The organism is Thermanaeromonas toyohensis ToBE (assembly GCF_900176005.1).
In the GTDB taxonomy this organism is placed as follows: domain Bacteria; phylum Bacillota; class DSM-521; order Neomoorellales; family Neomoorellaceae; genus Thermanaeromonas; species Thermanaeromonas toyohensis.
This window is the reverse complement of the sequence record NZ_LT838272.1, coordinates 271,805-288,027: the sequence shown is the minus strand read 5'-3', so window position 1 is coordinate 288,027 and position 16,223 is coordinate 271,805. Positions and strand designations below refer to the sequence as shown.

The 16,223-nt window shown below is 51.5% G+C and carries 15 protein-coding genes; 2 read left to right on the top strand and 13 right to left on the bottom strand.

Annotated elements, in window-relative coordinates; translation table 11 throughout:
• Positions 1-12: 12 nt before the first annotated feature.
• The 10 genes from argH to B9A14_RS01435 form a co-directional block, all read right to left on the bottom strand.
• Positions 13-1,404 carry an argininosuccinate lyase gene (argH, locus tag B9A14_RS01480; RefSeq protein WP_084663335.1) on the bottom strand — a complete coding sequence of 464 codons (1,392 nt, stop codon included), beginning with the start codon at positions 1,402-1,404 and terminating at the stop codon, positions 13-15.
• A complete protein-coding gene (locus B9A14_RS01475) occupies positions 1,401-2,630 on the bottom strand; it encodes an argininosuccinate synthase (protein ID WP_084663333.1) in 1,230 nt (409 codons plus the stop codon). Before B9A14_RS01475 ends, argH begins: the two co-directional genes overlap by 4 nt.
• Positions 2,631-2,698: 68 nt before the next feature.
• On the bottom strand, positions 2,699-3,640 hold the full coding sequence (gene argF / locus B9A14_RS01470) for an ornithine carbamoyltransferase (protein WP_084663331.1): 942 nt from the start codon (positions 3,638-3,640) through the stop codon (positions 2,699-2,701).
• A gap of 146 nt (positions 3,641-3,786) precedes the next feature.
• Entirely contained in the window at positions 3,787-4,983 is a 1,197-nt protein-coding gene (locus B9A14_RS01465) for an acetylornithine transaminase (protein WP_084663329.1), read from the bottom strand.
• 100 nt (positions 4,984-5,083) lie between these two features.
• Positions 5,084-5,944 (bottom strand): acetylglutamate kinase, encoded by an 861-nt coding sequence (argB, locus tag B9A14_RS01460; protein ID WP_157109734.1) that lies wholly within the window; start codon positions 5,942-5,944, stop codon positions 5,084-5,086.
• Positions 5,945-6,026: 82 nt separating this feature from the next.
• Complete coding sequence (gene argJ / locus B9A14_RS01455) at positions 6,027-7,247, bottom strand: bifunctional ornithine acetyltransferase/N-acetylglutamate synthase (RefSeq protein ID WP_084663325.1); 1,221 nt, start codon at positions 7,245-7,247, stop codon at positions 6,027-6,029.
• 41 nt (positions 7,248-7,288) lie between these two features.
• Positions 7,289-8,329 (bottom strand): N-acetyl-gamma-glutamyl-phosphate reductase, encoded by a 1,041-nt coding sequence (gene argC / locus B9A14_RS01450; RefSeq protein WP_084663323.1) that lies wholly within the window; start codon positions 8,327-8,329, stop codon positions 7,289-7,291.
• A gap of 73 nt (positions 8,330-8,402) precedes the next feature.
• Positions 8,403-9,383 carry an SH3 domain-containing protein gene (locus B9A14_RS01445; protein WP_084663321.1) on the bottom strand — a complete coding sequence of 327 codons (981 nt, stop codon included), beginning with the start codon at positions 9,381-9,383 and terminating at the stop codon, positions 8,403-8,405.
• A 69-nt stretch (positions 9,384-9,452) separates the two neighbouring features.
• Entirely contained in the window at positions 9,453-10,907 is a 1,455-nt protein-coding gene (locus B9A14_RS01440; protein ID WP_084663319.1) for an RsmB/NOP family class I SAM-dependent RNA methyltransferase, read from the bottom strand.
• On the bottom strand, positions 10,907-12,106 hold the full coding sequence (locus B9A14_RS01435) for a M20 family metallopeptidase (RefSeq protein WP_084663317.1): 1,200 nt from the start codon (positions 12,104-12,106) through the stop codon (positions 10,907-10,909). The genes B9A14_RS01440 and B9A14_RS01435 overlap by 1 nt, the downstream gene beginning before the upstream one ends.
• Positions 12,107-12,160: 54 nt before the next feature.
• Between B9A14_RS01435 and B9A14_RS16900 the strand changes: the two genes are divergently transcribed.
• On the top strand, positions 12,161-12,328 hold the full coding sequence (locus B9A14_RS16900; RefSeq protein ID WP_157109733.1) for a hypothetical protein: 168 nt from the start codon (positions 12,161-12,163) through the stop codon (positions 12,326-12,328).
• 102 nt (positions 12,329-12,430) lie between these two features.
• Here B9A14_RS16900 and amrS read toward each other — a convergent pair whose 3' ends face one another.
• The 3 genes from amrS to B9A14_RS01420 form a co-directional block, all read right to left on the bottom strand.
• Positions 12,431-13,423, bottom strand: a complete 993-nt coding sequence (amrS, locus tag B9A14_RS01430; RefSeq protein WP_084663315.1) for an AmmeMemoRadiSam system radical SAM enzyme — start codon at positions 13,421-13,423, stop codon at positions 12,431-12,433.
• Positions 13,424-13,588: 165 nt separating this feature from the next.
• Positions 13,589-14,977, bottom strand: a complete 1,389-nt coding sequence (amrA, locus tag B9A14_RS01425; protein ID WP_157109732.1) for an AmmeMemoRadiSam system protein A — start codon at positions 14,975-14,977, stop codon at positions 13,589-13,591.
• 93 nt (positions 14,978-15,070) lie between these two features.
• Positions 15,071-15,769, bottom strand: a complete 699-nt coding sequence (locus tag B9A14_RS01420) for an N-acetylmuramoyl-L-alanine amidase (RefSeq protein ID WP_172839008.1) — start codon at positions 15,767-15,769, stop codon at positions 15,071-15,073.
• A gap of 171 nt (positions 15,770-15,940) precedes the next feature.
• On the opposite strand from B9A14_RS01420, the gene B9A14_RS01415 reads away from it, so the two are divergent.
• Positions 15,941-16,219, top strand: coding sequence for a UxaA family hydrolase (locus B9A14_RS01415; protein WP_084663311.1), 279 nt, complete (start codon positions 15,941-15,943; stop codon positions 16,217-16,219).
• The last annotated feature ends 4 nt before the right edge of the window (positions 16,220-16,223 follow it).

The following is a 16,223-nucleotide window of genomic DNA, read 5'->3' as shown; positions in this document are numbered from 1 at the left end:
CGCCAACCCTTTCTATAGCTTAAAAAAGCCAGCTCGCTGGGCGAGCAAACCCTGGGCCCGCTCCAGGGCTTTCTTTACAGCCTGGGGTGCCGGACCACCCGGTAGATTTCGCCGGGCAAGGCAGGCCTCTACCGAGAGCTGCTCATAAATATCTTCACTAAAAAGGGGGGAAAAGGCTTTAAACTCTTCCAAGCTCAGATCCTGCAAGCGGCAGCCCCGCTCAAGACATCGAAGGACCAGCGCCCCCACTATAGAATGGGCCTCGCGGAAGGGGACTCCTTTACGCACCAAGTATTCTGCCACATCGGTAGCGTTGCTGAAGCCGCCCTCCGCCGCCGCCCGCATCCGTTGGGTTTTAAATTTAGCCGTGGCCAGGAGAGGAGTCAAGGCAGCCAGGCAACCCTTCAAAGTATCCACTGTATCGAATACGCCTTCCTTATCTTCCTGTAAATCTTTGTTATAGGCTAAGGGCAATCCTTTAAGCACTGTTAAAAGCCCCACCAGGTGCCCGTATACCCGACCGGTTTTACCCCGCACAAGTTCTGCTACATCTGGATTCTTCTTCTGGGGCATCATACTGGAACCGGTGGTGTAGGCATCATCCAGCTCTAAAAACCCAAATTCTTCGGTGGACCAGAGGATGATTTCTTCGGCCAAGCGGCTCAAATGCATCATAAGGAGACTAGCCGCAGCCAGGAACTCTATAGCGAAATCCCGGTCTCCCACAGCATCTAAAGAGTTGGCTGCGATCTCTTTAAAGCCTAGCTCCCGGGCCACCATTTCCCGATCTATGGGTAAGGTAGTTCCGGCTAGGGCACCGGAGCCTAAAGGCGAAACATCCAGGCGCTTCAAGCAGTCCATTAGCCTGCCCTGGTCCCTCTCTAGCATCTCAAAGTAGGCCAGGAAATGGTGAGCCAAGGTTACAGGCTGCGCCCTCTGTAAGTGGGTATACCCGGGCATGATAGTGTTAAGGTGTTCTTGGGCAAGATTAACCAGTACCTCTTGTAGCCGGTGCAAGAGGTAAGAGATTTCCGGGATTTCCTCCTTAAGGAAAAGGCGCAGGTCCAAGGCTACCTGATCGTTACGGCTACGGGCGGTATGTAATTTTTTCCCCGCTTCCCCTATCCTCTGCGTCAAGACTTTTTCAATGTAGGTATGAATATCCTCGGCACCTTCGAAGGAAAGCCGGCCAGCTTCGATATCCTTTAAAATCCCCTTAAGGCCCTCTATGATCTCTTGAGCCTCATCCACGGTAAGAAGGCCCACAGCAGCCAGCATGCGGGCATGGGCTATGGAGCCCTGGATATCCTGACGGTAAAGCCGGTGATCAAAAGAAAGGGAGGAATGAAATTCCTCCACTATTTTAGCCGTATCTTTACGGAAACGCCCACCCCATAGTTTCATTCCCACTGATCCCTCTTCCCCCTTAAACCTGTCCTTATTTCCATCTGGGCGCGCACCTTTAAAGGCAAGCCGAAGAGGTTAATAAAGCCCGTAGCATCCTTATGGTCATAATCTCTGCCGGCACCGAAAGTAACCAGCTCTTCACTGTACAGGGAGTAGGGCGAGCGCACACCAGCAGGAGTACAATTTCCTTTATAGAGCTTTAGCCGGACAGTGCCGGTGACTGTCTCCTGGGTACTGTCTACAAAGGCGTCCAGGGCCTTCTTCAAGGGCGAATACCAATTGCCGTCATAGACCAGTTCGGCATACTTTGAGGACACTATTTCTTTAAAATGCATGGTCTGGCGATCAAGGGTGAGATGTTCCAGCTCTCGGTGGGCTATATACAGCACCGTCCCTCCCGGGCACTCATAAACCCCCCGGGATTTTAAACCCACCAGCCGGTTTTCGACCATATCTACAATACCTACCCCGTTGGCTGCCGCCACCTCATTTACCCTTTCCACCAGGGCCACAGGATCTAGGCGCTCTCCATCCACAGCTACTGGTACTCCCTTCTCAAAATCGAGGGTAATATAGGTGGGCTTGTCTGGCGCCTTCTCCGGCGGGGTAATGATTTGATAGAGATCTTCTTTAGGCTCGTTCCAGGGGTCTTCCAGGTCGGCCCCTTCATGGCTTAAATGCCAGAGATTCCGGTCCATACTGTAGGGCCGATCCTTCCCTACCGGCACCGGTATCCCCCGCGCTGCTGCATAGTCAATGGCCTCTTCCCGGGAGCGGATGGACCATAAGCGCCAGGGTGCAATGACCTTAAGCTCCGGATTTAAGGCCTTAACGCTAAGTTCGAAGCGCACCTGATCATTACCCTTTCCCGTAGCCCCGTGGGCCACAGCGGTGGCCCCTTCCTTTTCCGCGATCTCCACCAGGCACTTGGCAATAAGGGGCCGGGCGAAGGAGGTTCCCAGCAGGTATTTACCCTCATAAATGGCTCCTGCCTTAAGGGTGGGCCAGATAAAATCTTCCACAAATTCCCGTTTTTTATCTAGGATATATATCTTGCTGGCCCCGCTTTTTAAGGCCTTTTCTTCCAGGGGAGCCAGTTCCTCGCCCTGACCTAAATCTACAGTCACCGCGATAACCTCATACCCATAAGTCTCTTTGAGCCAAGGAATTATTATAGAAGTATCCAAACCGCCGGAATAAGCCAGCACTACCTTCTCAGGCATGAACAAAAAGCCTCCTTAAATAAAAGACTTAAAAAGAAAGCCACCAACTGGAAATGCTTGTAGCTAAACTAAAGCAAAGCAGCCAGAATCGCCTTATGGGCATGTAACCTGTTTTCTGCCTCATCCCAAACCGCAGATTGGGGCCCATCGATTACTTCATCTGTTATCTCTTCCCCCCGGTGGGCAGGGAGGCAATGCAAAACCATGGCGTCCGGTCGAGCGATCTTAAGGAGATCACTGTTGAGTTGGAACCCTTTAAAGGCCTGCCGGCGCTTCTCTGCCTCTGCTTCCTGTCCCATGCTGGCCCACACATCGGTATACAAGATGTCTGCTCCAACAGCAGCTTCCTTAGGGTCGTTGGTCACCGTAATATGGCTCCCGTTATTAGCAGCTATGCGTCTGGCCTCTTCTACCACCTGGGGTAGCGGCTCATATCCCGCGGGGCAGGCGATGGTAATATTTAAGCCCACCCGGGCACCGCCGTACATAAGGGAATGGGCTACGTTGTTCCCATCCCCGATATAGGTCAGGTTAAGGCCTCTAAGCTTCCCCTTCCATTCGCGGATGGTCAAAAGGTCAGCCAGGACCTGGGTAGGGTGGAGGAAATCGGTTAATCCATTTATGACCGGTACTGTAGCGTACCGGGCTAGCTCTTCCACTTCCTCATGGGCATAAGTGCGGATTAAAATACCATCTACATAGCGGGAAAGGACCCGGGCAGTGTCAGCGATGGTCTCTCCCCGGCCCAGCTGCAGTTCATTCTTGCTAAGGTAAAGGGCCTGCCCGCCGAGCTGGTACATAGCTACTTCAAAGGAAACCCGGGTGCGGGTGGAAGGTTTCGTAAAAATCATGGCCAGGGTTTTCCCCGCTAGTAAAGGATGGGGTTCCCGGCGCTTCTGCTTAAGTTTAAGATCAATAGCTAAATCTAGGAGGTAATAGATCTCTTGGGTGGTAAAATGCTTTAAGCAAATGAAATCGCGACCTTTAAGGGAGGGGGCCTGTTCCTTCAACCTGTTACTCTCCTTTCCTTACATTTTTAATCTATTTTACTTTTCCCTTCCAGATCAAGCAAGGGAAAAAAGCTTAAGCCTTCTTTATCAAATCACGCCCAAAGCCTTGGCCTTTGTTCGCAAAAGGCTAGCTTTCCCAGAAGAATTTACCCTAAGCATTCCTTTAGGGCTTTCCGGAGGATCTCCAGGGCTTTATCGATCTCTTCTTGTTTTACGGAAAGCGGGGGCAGAAAACGCAAGATCCGGCCGTGGACAGCATTAATAAGAAGGCCCTCCTTAAGACAAGCTAGAGCTATTTCATCAGCTGGGCCGTCAATTTCCAGGCCCACCAGAAGGCCTCGCCCGCGCACATCCAACACTTTAGGAAATTCAGTAGCCAGGGCGCGCAAGCGCTCTATTAAATACGCCCCCTGTTTCCTAGCGTTCTCCACTAACCCCTCCTCAAGTAGAGTACGGAAGGCTGCTACCCCACAAGCAGCGGCCAAGGGGTTGCCTCCGAAGGTAGAAGCGTGGTCTCCTGGGCTAAAGGCTTGGGCTACCTCCTCCTTAGCCAGCATGGCACCGATGGGAACACCCCCGGCCAGGGCCTTGGCTAAGGTTAATATGTCTGGGTACACCCCATAATACTGGTAAGCGAAAAGGTAGCCGGTACGGCCTAATCCACACTGGATCTCATCGAAGATAAGTAATATACCCTTTTCGTCGCATAATTCCCTTACCGCCCGCAGGTATTCCTTATCTGCCGGATAAACCCCCCCTTCACCTTGAACCGGCTCCAGCATTACAGCGCAAGTCTCCGGGGTGATAGCCTCCTTTAAAGCTTCCAAATTGTTAAAGGGAACATACCGGAAGCCGGGTGGCAAAGGCTCAAAACCCCGGTGGAATTTCTCCTGGGCGGTGGCCGCTAGTGCCCCTAAAGTACGGCCGTGAAAAGAACGGTGCATGGTAATTATCTCGAAACAGTTTTCGCCTTTATGCACCTTGGCATATTTCCTAGCCAGCTTTATAGCTGCCTCCACGGCCTCGGCCCCGCTATTACAAAAAAAAGCCTTGCCTAGCCCAGAATGCTCCACCAAGATTCTGGCCAGCTCCACCTGGGGGGCTATCCAATAGAGGTTGGAGCAGTGCAGAATTCTTCCTGCCTGCTCCCGGATGGCCTCTACCACCCGGGGATGGCAATGGCCTAAGGAATTAACTGCCAGCCCGGCAACAAAATCTAAATACTCACGACCCTCCGCATCCCAAACTTTAGTTCCTTGCCCGCGTACCAGGGCTATTGGATAACGGTTATAGGTATGCATCACATATTGGCTACCTAGATCAATGATTTCAGCGTTAGTCATATAACCCCTCCGTTCTAGGCCTATATAATTTAGACCCTAGTAACCACCAAGACGTGTTGGCCGCCCATTTCGTTCTAGGTGTTGGAGCACCTAGCCCCTTTTAAGGAACCACCATAGTGCCGATACCTTTGTCGGTGAAAATCTCCAGCAAAATAGAGTGGGGTACCCGGCCATCAATGATATGGGTACGGGCCACACCACCTTCCAAGGCCCGAATGCAGCACTGTACTTTGGGGATCATACCCCCTGAGATTATCCCTGCCTCAATGAGCTCAGGTACTCTAGTTACCTCTACCGCCGAAAGGAGGGAAGAGGGATCCTTTTTATCGGCTAATATTCCCTCTACGTCTGTAAGGAGCACTAGTTTATGGGCCTTTAGAGCAGCGGCTAGTTCCCCAGCCACATAATCAGCATTTATGTTATAGCTTTCACCCTCTGGTCCTACCCCTATAGGAGCCACTACAGGTATATAGCCCTCTGCTATAAGGGTTTCTATAATACCCGGATTTATCCTACGTACCTGGCCTACAAACCCCAGCTCCACATCCCCGCTCTGCTTTTCAGCTTCAATAAGCATCCCGTCCTTACCACATAAACCCACAGCCCTGCCTCCCAGACGGTTTATCTCCGCCACGATTTCTTTATTGATCTTACCTACCAAGACCATCTCTACAATTTCCATAGTTTCCGCATCAGTCACCCGTTGTCCTTGTATAAACTCCGGCTTTTTCCCCAACCTTTCCATCATCTGGGTTATCTCCGGCCCCCCGCCGTGCACTAACACCGGCCGCATGCCCACCAGGTGCATGAGGACCACATCCTGCATCACAGCCCTTTTAAGTTCGCAGCTCTGCATGGCATGGCCACCATATTTTATGACTACCGTCTTCCCGTAAAACTCGCGGATATAAGGTAAAGCTTCAATGAGGATACTTGTTTTTTCTAAAGCAGAAAGCTCCAAATCGGATCCCCTCCTCTCCCTCACCTCTATTCCCTTTGAACTCTTTACCCCCGTCTTCCTGCTTCTATAAGTCCTTCCTCCTCTAGGTTCGGTAAGAAGCGTTAATTTTAACATAATCGTAAGTCAGGTCACAGCCATAAGCTACGGCTGTAGCCATCCCCAGATTAAGGTCTACAATAATCCTTATCTCTTCAGCCGCAAGTATGGCGCTGGCTTTGGCTTCATCAAAGGGAACCATTTGTCCCCTTGCTGCTAGCTGCTCGCGACCGGCAGCGCTTTCAATAAAAATATCCACCCGTTCTGGGTCTAGCTCAGCACCTGCGTAGCCTGCAGCGCATAAAATACGTCCCCAGTTGGCATCAGCACCGAAGACGGCGCTTTTTACTAGATTAGAGCTGGCTATAGCTCGGGCTATCTTACGGGCATCCATAAAGGTGTGGGCACCTCGTACTTCTACCTCAATAAGTCGGGTGGCTCCCTCTCCATCCCGGGCGATAAGCCGGGCCAGGTACCGACAGGCATACTCCAAGACTGAAGTAAATAACTTATATTCTTCTTCGCTGGTAGGTCCAACCCCGGACTGGCCGTTGGCCAAGGCTACTACCATATCATTGGTGCTGGTATCGCCATCTACCGTAATAAGGTTAAAGGTATTGTCCACAGCTAAACTTAAAGCCTTCTGCAACTGTTCTGGGTCAAGACTCGCATCGGTAGTAAAAAAAGCGAGCATAGTAGCTAGGTTGGGATGGATCATGCCGGAGCCCTTGGCTATGCCCCCTATCACCACCGGCCGACCTCTGATACTAAAGCGCAAGGCGATCTCTTTTACTCGCAGGTCAGTGGTAAGGATAGCCTCCGCTGCCGCCCGGCTCCCCTCTTTGGATAATTCTTGGGCTGCTTGGCGGATGCCGGCTTCGATTTTATCCATGGGAAGGGGTACACCTATAACACCTGTAGAAGCTACCACTACTTCTTGCGGGCGACAGCCCAGGGCTTCCGCAGTTATCTCCGCCATTCTCCGGGCATCCTTCAAGCCCTGTTCTCCAGTACAAGCATTGGCATTCCCGCTGTTCACCACAATGGCCCGTGCCCAGCCGGAAGCCAAATGCTCGCGGGTAACCTTTAAAGGAGCAGCCTGTACTTTATTGGTAGTATACACCGCAGCCGCTGCTGCTAAGGTATCGCTTACAATTAAGGCTAAATCCTTTTTACCGCGGTTAGCCTTTTTTAACCCAGCGTAAACACCTGCCGCCCGGAAACCCCGGGGAGCAGTTACCCCGCCGGGTATAATCTCCCATTCCATTAAGGTAAATCCCCTCCTAAGGAAAATTTTTACCAAAAGCTTTAAGGGGAAAGGCCAGGATAATCAAGGCCCAAGGCTTCAGGCCACCCGAACATAAGATTAAGATTTTGGAGGGCCTGGCCAGAGGCTCCTTTAGTCAAATTATCGATGGCAGAGGCCAAAATCAGCCGCCCTGTGCGCCGGTCTAAAGTAAAATTAATATGGCAGAAGTTGCTACCATAAACCCAACGGGTATGCGGCCAAAGACCTGGGGGCAGAAGTTTTACAAAGGGGGCTTCCCGGTAGAACTCCTCGTACACCTGGCGGAGCTCTTCCTCCGAAACTTGTACCTTAAGGTTTACATAAATAGTACTGAGGATTCCCCGGGTAATAGGGACCAAATGCGGGGTAAAGGAAACCCTCACTTCTTGCCCAGCAATTAAGCTCAACTCTTGCTCGATCTCCGGGGTGTGGCGATGCCGGGCTACACCGTAAGGGTGCAGGTTTTCGTTACATTCGGTAAAAAGGTAAGCTATCTCTGTTTTCCTCCCAGCACCTGAGACACCGGACTTGGCATCGATAACGATGCTCTCTAATTCCCCATAACCTCCCTTGATAAGGGGTGCCAGGGCTAAAATCACACTAGTAGGATAGCATCCTGGATTGGCCACCACCTGGGCAGAAGCGATCTCCTCCCGGTGTATCTCGGGTAGCCCGTAAACCGCCCGGGCAGCCAATTCAGGGTTAGGATGCTTAATCCCGTACCACTCTTCATAAACCCGTACGTCCCGAAAGCGTAAGTCAGCCCCCAAGTCGATAACCCGGACCCCCCGGCGGAGGGCCTCTTCGGCTATGGGTACGGCGTGGCCATGGGGCAGGGCCAGAAAAACTACCTCTGCCTGGGAAAGCACCTCCTCCGGGGAAAAATTCTTGCAAGTATGGGAACAAAACCCATAAAGGGAAGGGTAGACCCGGGCCATTTCTTGCCCAGAGAAGGTTTGGGAGGTGAGGGCCACCAGTTCCACCCGGGGGTGACGAGAAGCTAGCCGCACCAGTTCCGCCCCTGTATAACCTGTAGCTCCTATAATACCTACTTTAACCATATTAAAACACCTCGAGGTGGAAGGTTGCTGTATAATTATACGCCTAGTTTGCATAAAAATGCAAGAAAAATTTTTACCTGGGTCCTAAAAAATTCTCATATATTTCCACATCTTCCTTAGAGACATAACCTACATGGCCGGCTGCCGTCTTCACACGATAAAGTTGGGAGGCCTCCCCCACGTGGGGTACCCAACCCCAAGCCTCCTCCTCATCCAGGATAGCCACCTTTTCGCCGGGCTTAAGCTGGCCTCTCTCTATATACCGGTTGCCTTCTTGCCCTTTTAGGGCTGTGAGCCTCTTTATTTTTCCTTGAGCCAGGACCAAGGCTCCCCAACTCGGCTCCCATCTATATACCCGGGCTAGAGCCCTTTCTCTGGTGTAGGTAGCCGGGGCATCTGGACGTGGCCCTTCCCAGAAAACCCTAGATTCTTGGGTCCGAGCCATGAGACGGCCTCCTTCCCAGCTAAATTCCACATCTACTTTATCTTTAATACCTTCCCACCCCTCCCCCCGGCCTACCCACTTTTTTGGCCACCGTTCGTCGTTCTTTATGACCTTACGCCACACCTCTTGCCAAGCGCCTTCCTGGTAAAGATAAAGGGCATAGAAAGAGGTATAAAAATAAGCCCCGAACCTTTCATCCAGGACTTCCCGGACCAGGACCCCTTCCCGACCAGGTTCTAACTTCAATATCTTAATCTCCTCCATGGGCAGGATGGCCAGGTAAGCTAGAAGTTGGGGTGAGTAGGAAGCTGAGGAAAAAAGACCTAGAACCCCTCGATCTTTGGAAAGATTCACTCCTATTACTACCTCCTGGCCAGGTAATGGAGCCAAGTCACCTTGGGTTTTAAAAACTTCAATCCCGCCTGCTTCCCCCTCTATAATCTTCTTAAGCATTTGAACTATTTCCTCTCCGGATGCAGACCACACTGCTAAGGCTCGTGCTTCATAAGGCGTTCGAGCAGAAGGAAGGGGGAAAAGGACAAGCCAGAAAAAAATAAAGGCCAAGCCTATGAAGCTGGCCAACACTAATAAAACATAATACCTTTTCATGTCCTCGTGCCCTCCTTTAGGAGAGGTATCCTAAAGTTATCCCCCGGCAGCCTGCTAGTAAATCCAAAGTTATCCCCAGGCGGCCCGGAAGTGACGCGGGTAAAGGCTTTTTAGCCCACCGCCCCCGGCCCGGGCCCATCCCAGAGGGAATCCTTCAACTGTTACCAATACCCATTCTTTCCCTTTATTTCCCTCTAAAGTTTCACTCTGGTATTTACTCCTATAAAGTCTCCCCTTGTAAAGTGACTGCCCCGCTAGCCTATCCGCTGGGGCTTCCTCTAAAAATTCACCCCGGAGATAAGCCTTGAGTTCTGCGCTATCTAAGGACAGATCCCGTACCCGCAAAGCCTTCTCAGCCTTTATCCCTAAAGCTAAGGCATGGTCCGGCTGAAAGCAGCCTTTGTACACCCGCCCCAGCCACCATCCAGGCCGTACCACTTTAAGTCCCCGCCACATTTCAGGCGGTAAAGGTACTTGGTAGATACGACCACCCTCCTCTAGAAGACCTTCGGTGGCCGGGATCTCCTTTAAATTTTCCCGGCAAAATTCTTCGTATAGCCGTTCTGCTTCAGGCGAAATATGAGATCGATTTCGGGGGCGGTCTAAGTATCCTTCACCCTGGCGCTTAAGCAAAGCATAGAAATGGCCGTGCCCAGGGCCTAGATGGGGCCACAAGCGCACCGCCCACCTCAAGCTCGGGTCTCCCCCCTCTATCCAGTCCGGCCGGCCGGGTGCAAAAAGGGGATGGCGGGGAGGGTCTACCAAGACAAAATCGGGCCGAGCCTTTAAAAAACGGGCTATTACTCCTTCATTCTCTTCGGGGGAGAAAGTGCAGGTAGCATAAAGGAGCCACCCACCCGGCCTTACTAGGCAAGCAGCTTGGTGTAAAAGGTTAAGCTGGCGCCGGGCGAATCTTTGCAAAAGACTTCTGCTCCAGGCTCGAAAAGCCCCTGGATCCCGGGCCAAGATCGCCTCTCCTGAACATGGGGCATCCACCAGTACCCGGTCAAAGAGACCTGCCCACCTGGCAGCCAAGGTTTCCGGTCTTTCATTTAAAATTATGGCATTGGTTACCCCCAACCGTTCGAGATTAAAGGCCAGCACACTGGCCCGCCGGGGGTTCACCTCATTGGCCACTAACACTCCCTTATTCTCCATCCTAGCCGCCAAGTGGCTGGCCTTCCCCCCGGGTGCTGCGCACAAATCCAGTACCCACTCGCCGGGCTGGGGATTTAGAAGCCCGGCAGCCGCCATGGTTGAAGGATCTTGAAGATAGTACAGGCCCGCTGCGTGGAAGGGATGCCGGCCAGCCCTTTCTTCTCCTTCCAAGATTACCCAACCTTCCGGGCACCAGGGTACCTCCTTTAACGGGAAGGGACTTATCCGTAAGAACTCCTCTGGCTTTAGCTTAAGGGTATTTACCCGTAAACCTTGCCCCGTCCTTTTTTTCAAGGCCTGGATAAAATCTTCATATTCTGGTCCTAGCCTCTGCCTCCACCCTTCGTTAAAGGCCGCGCTATACATCAGGGGCCCCCTTCCTTTAACAGCCCCAGGCTAAACTCCTCTTGTATACGGGTTAAGAGTTCTCCATCTAGGAGCACATCTGCTGCTGTCCAAGCTAGGGCTTTAGCCGCGAGCATCACCAAGTTCCTTCCGGCTTCTCCACGGGCCGCGCGGGCAAACTCCCGGGTGTGAGGTATAAGCCTCCCGCTCCCTAAAGCCAGATAAGGATGTATAGCAGGTACTACCCGGCTAACGTTGCCCATATCCAGGGAACCCCTGCTACGGCGAGGAGGGCCAAACTCTGTTACCCCCAGGGCCCGCAGATTCTCCTTAAAGGCACCGGCCAAAGCTTTATTAGTAACCATAGCATCATAGGAAAATTCATAGTTGCGCCAAGCAACGCTACATCCTGTAGCCAGGGCTGCCCCGCGGGCACAATTTTCTACCCGCTGGAGGACTTCCTTTAGGGCCTTATGGTTTTCAGCCCGGATATAAAAGCGGGCTACGGCCCGCTCGGGGATTATATTAGGGGTTACGCCTCCCTCTGTAATGATCCCGTTGATATGGGTTTGCCCTTTGAGGTAGGGACGGAGGCTATTTATATTGTTAAAAAATTGAATAAGGGCCTCCAGAGCATTGATCCCCTCTTCTGGACTGGAAGAAGCATGGGCCGCCCGACCCTCAAAAATAAATTCTAAGGCTTCCAAGGCTAGAGAAGACACTTCCATAATATTAGCATCCCCAGGATGAAAAATCAGGGCTGCATCCACCCCCTGAAAGGCCCCTTCTTCTACCAGTACCACCTTCCCTCCGTTGCTCTCCTCCGCAGGAGTCCCAAAGATTAAAACCTCACCCCTTAACTCTTCTTTTACAGCGGCCAAGGCTAGGCCCGCACCTACAACTGCCGCCCCAATAAGGTTGTGGCCACAAGCATGGCCCAGCTCGGGAAGGGCATCATACTCAGCAAGTAAAGCCACCCGAGGGCCTGGGCTAGGGCACTTTAGGACAGCCTGGAAACCGGTAGGGAGTTTAGGTAAAGGATAAAGCACCTCAAACCCATATTTAGCTAAGGTCTGGGTCAAAAGGCGGGAGGCGAAGAATTCCTGCTGTCCCACCTCTGGGTGATCAAAGATTTCTTCCGCCAACTGGATGATCTCATTCTTATAAGTTTCTACAGCGTTACTTATCCGTTTTTTAAGGGTGCTCAAATTTAAAGACATAGCTTATCTCTCCCATGTCCCAGGGAAAAATAAAGGAGAGGGGGAAATTAAATTATGCCTTTCGTAATCTGCGATTGCCCATGCACCTTTGGCCGGGACGGCCAGTGCGAACTGGATAAAGTGTTACTTACGGGTGGCCCAGCCCTCTGCCCTTACAAGAACAAGAAGCAGCACAGATCACAAGACTTTAGTCGGGTAGAGAAGCGAGATAGCATAATCTAGATTTAGAGCTAATTTAGATTTAGACCTTTAGAATTAGGATTTTACGACTTTTAGACTTAAGATGACGAGTTTATTAATAAGGCAGTAAGCTCTGTAGTAAGTTTACATTATAATGGCGATTTGACTACCGCACTGGCGGCAGTAGCCGGGAGTTACAAGGCCCGGAAAAGAAACCCTATAACCCTGCCGCCTTATCACTAGATTCCCGCACTGGGGACAGTAAGTATTATTGGCTTGAGGGGCTTCCACATTGCCTAAATAAACATAATTAAGGTAACGGCAGGCCATCTCCCAGGCGCGCTGCATAGTCTCTAGGGGAGTAGGGGGCTGTTTTAATTTATAGCGGGGAAAATAACGGGAAAAATGAAGGGGTGTATCCTTCCCCAGCTCCGCCAGTATCCATTTTACCAGTTCTTCCAGCTCATCCAATTTATCATTTAAACCGGTGACCAGTAAAGTAGTAATCTCCACGTGGCATCCGGCTTCCTTAGCCTGTACTGCTGTACGTAGCACCGGCTGGTAATCCCCGTGGACTATATGGCGATAAAACTCTCTACTGAACCCCTTCACATCGATGTTTAAAGCATCGATAACAGGTAAAAGCTCTTTCAAAGGCTCTGGTCGGATAAAACCGTTGGTAACTAAGACATTCTTTAGCCCCGCCTCCCGCGCCATCCGGGCGGTATCCAATACAAATTCAAACCATACGATGGGTTCAGAGTAAGTATAGGCCAGACCCACACTCTTTAAGCGTTTAGCTTCCTCCACTAGATACCCGGGGGTAATCTCTACTACTTCCGGTTCACCGTGGGCTATCTCCCAGTTCTGGCAAAACTCGCAGCCAAAGTTGCACCCTACTGTCCCTGCTGAAAGAATAAAGTGCCCGGGGTAAAAGTGATATAAGGGCTTTTTTTCGATAGGGTCCAAGGCTAGGGAGGAACAAAGACCATAGTTGCGGGTAAAAAGCCTTCCTTCCCGGTTTTCCCGTACACGGCAGATCCCCCGACGCCCAGGACCTAGCCGGCAAGTATGGGGGCAAAGGCGGCACTCTACCTTATCCTCCTCTAACTTAACATAATACTTGGCTTCCCGCATCCCGTTTCCTCCTTGCTTAATTAACTTCCCCCTTTCATTGTCTGCCCAAAAACGCTCTCCCTCGTTTATTTCATGCATCTCTGATCTCTGGTATTACTTACCATCTGGCATAGCTCACCAGGCTCCGGAAGTCGAAAATACCAACGTCCTTTAGGCCAAGGTTCTCTAGCGATACCGAGTAACCCGGAAGCGTTCGAGACGGCAAGGTTCGTCAGGCCCTATACCTGCTTTACGTTTGGCAATAGCCACCTGCTCTTCCGCTGTATCTATCCCCTCTAGATCAGGCAAAAGCAAACCTTTCTTAAGGCCGCTAGAGACGATCACTCCATACACCCGCGGATTAAGCTCTTCTAGACTATTTACAGGCTCCGGTTCCTCCAGCACGTCGACCGAATATTCAAGATAGGGTAGTTCTTCAACCTTGACTGGCGGAAAACGGGGATCTTCCAGCCCAGCGCTCAAAGCATTGTAAATAATCTCTTCGGCAATATTAGAACGAGTAGGGCTGACGGTTCCTATACATCCCCGGAGCTGGCCAAATTTTTTTATAGATACAAACACCCCAGCGCGGCGTGCCATATCTGGTGGCAGATCCTTAGGAACAGGTAAAATACGTCCGGTATGCAAGTAATGCTCTAGGCTTTCCTTAGCCAGGCGCACCGGAAAAGGCAGTTCGGAAACCCCGGGTTTTAGCTCTTCTTTTTTGAGCAAACTACGCTGGGGGTCTTCCTCTCTAGGCAAGAACCTAGCCACTAAGTACCCCACGCCAAAGGGTCCTTCATAAGAAAGAACCTCACCCTCTACCCGGTATCCGTCCAAAGCTCCTAAGCCCATAATAAAGGAGCGGAGTCCGCATTCCCCAGCTCGTTCAGCTAGATCTTCTGGTAAGGCCAAAAGCCCAGCCACATCTAAGCTCGAAAGCAATTCCTTTACCCGGCGATCAAAAATTTCTCCCTGGGGATCGTAGCCGGCCGGTGCGCCCGGGATCAGGCGGTGGGATAGATCGCCGCTGGCTACGAGCACGGCCCGGCGGGAGCTGGCCTTAACTGCCCGGGCGAGGACTGCCCCGAAAGCATATAGTTTCTCCCGTTCCATAAAGGCCATGCCCATGGCTACCAAGGGTACCTCCACCCCCGCCTCCCGTAGAAAGTAAAGGGGCACCATCATCCCGTGATCCAACTCTGGAATAAGGCCATAACGCTTGCTGCTCTCTTCATCTAACAAAACAACCGGGACTCCTCCTTGGCTGGCCGCGGCTGCAATATCCCGGGTTAATTCTAGGTCCAACGCGTACTGAAACTTAACTCTAGGAGCACGGAAGGAAGATAAGTCCCCTTGTAACTTGCGCGTAGCCCACAAACCTACAGCTTCCCGGAAAACCGGGCCATGGGGGGATATAATGATGATCACCTCTGGGCCTAGCCGGGCTACCTCGCGGGCTAGCTCCCTAGTAGAAGCTACAGTGGAAGCAATTTTAGCCAGTTCCTCTCCCCCCACCTCCGGTACCATAATAGGCGGGTGAGGTAAGAAAACCACTTCCAGCAATCTGCCCACATCTACCACCCCTTTTAATATGACCTACCGCTTAAGTTTTAATGTAATCCTTTCTTTAGGTATACTTTACCACATAGAGCATGAATTTAGTAGTTACCGTTTTCTCTCGGCTAAATACTTCGCGATCCCTAAATAAATGGCGAAGGCCATTCTACGCTGGTAATCTGGGTTCCTTAAAAGTTTCTCTTCCTGTGGATTAGTAAGGAAACCCACCTCCACAATTACCGCCGGAATATTGAGGTTGCGGAGCACAAAAGCATCTAAACCTAAAGCTTCTCGCTCGGTATTTTTTAATAACCGGCGGATCTCCTCCTGGATAGCCACCGCCAGCCTTTCTCCTTCCTTAGAGCCGGGGTTAAAAAACACCTGAGCCCCGTACTCCCGGTCATTAAAAGCATTGGCATGAACTGATATAAAAACGTCCGCTCCCACCTTCTGGGCCAGCCGCACCCTCTCTACCAGATCATCCCCGCTTTCCCCCTCCGGGGCCTGGGCATCCTGGCGGGTAAGGAAAACCCGGGCCCCACCTTGCCTTAAAAACCCCGCCAAGTTTTGGCTTATAGCTAATACTATATCTGCCTCCAACGTGCCTCCCGGCCCCCGGGCACCGGCATCGATCCCACCATGCCCAGGATCCACTACCACCACCTGGTTGGCCAGAGCCCAGGAAAGGGCCTGAACCGCTTTGCGTTCCCGGTACCCCTGCCAAGCCATACGCATAGTGATAAACATACCTAAAGCTACTACCCCCAACCCGACCCACAAGCTAAGCCTAATTACTCTACTTGGCATGCCCATTTTCCCCCCGCCTTAAATCCATATGAAAAAGATCTCTTCTTTAGGCCAGGCAACAATTTCCCCATCTTTTCGCATTGTACCTTGACAGGTAAGCTTAGCTAGTCCTACAATAGAAGTGGTATTACCACTGACCTCATATACCTGGGAGAGGGGGAACTTTACACAGTGGAAAAGTTTTTTGTACACGCCAAGGCGGATACCGTAGGCGTAGCCGTAGCGGATATCCAAGCTGGCGAAAGGGTAACTGGCTGGGTCATGGAGGATGATAGCATCATTGAACTCCAAGCTAAAAGTAACATTCCGCTCGGCCACAAGATCGCCCTCCAGGACATAGCTAAAGGTGAAATGGTGATCAAATATGGTCAACCTATTGGCCGGGCAACAGATACAATAGCCCGGGGCGAACACGTGCATGTGCATAACCTTAAAACCGCGAGGTGGTAAAGAT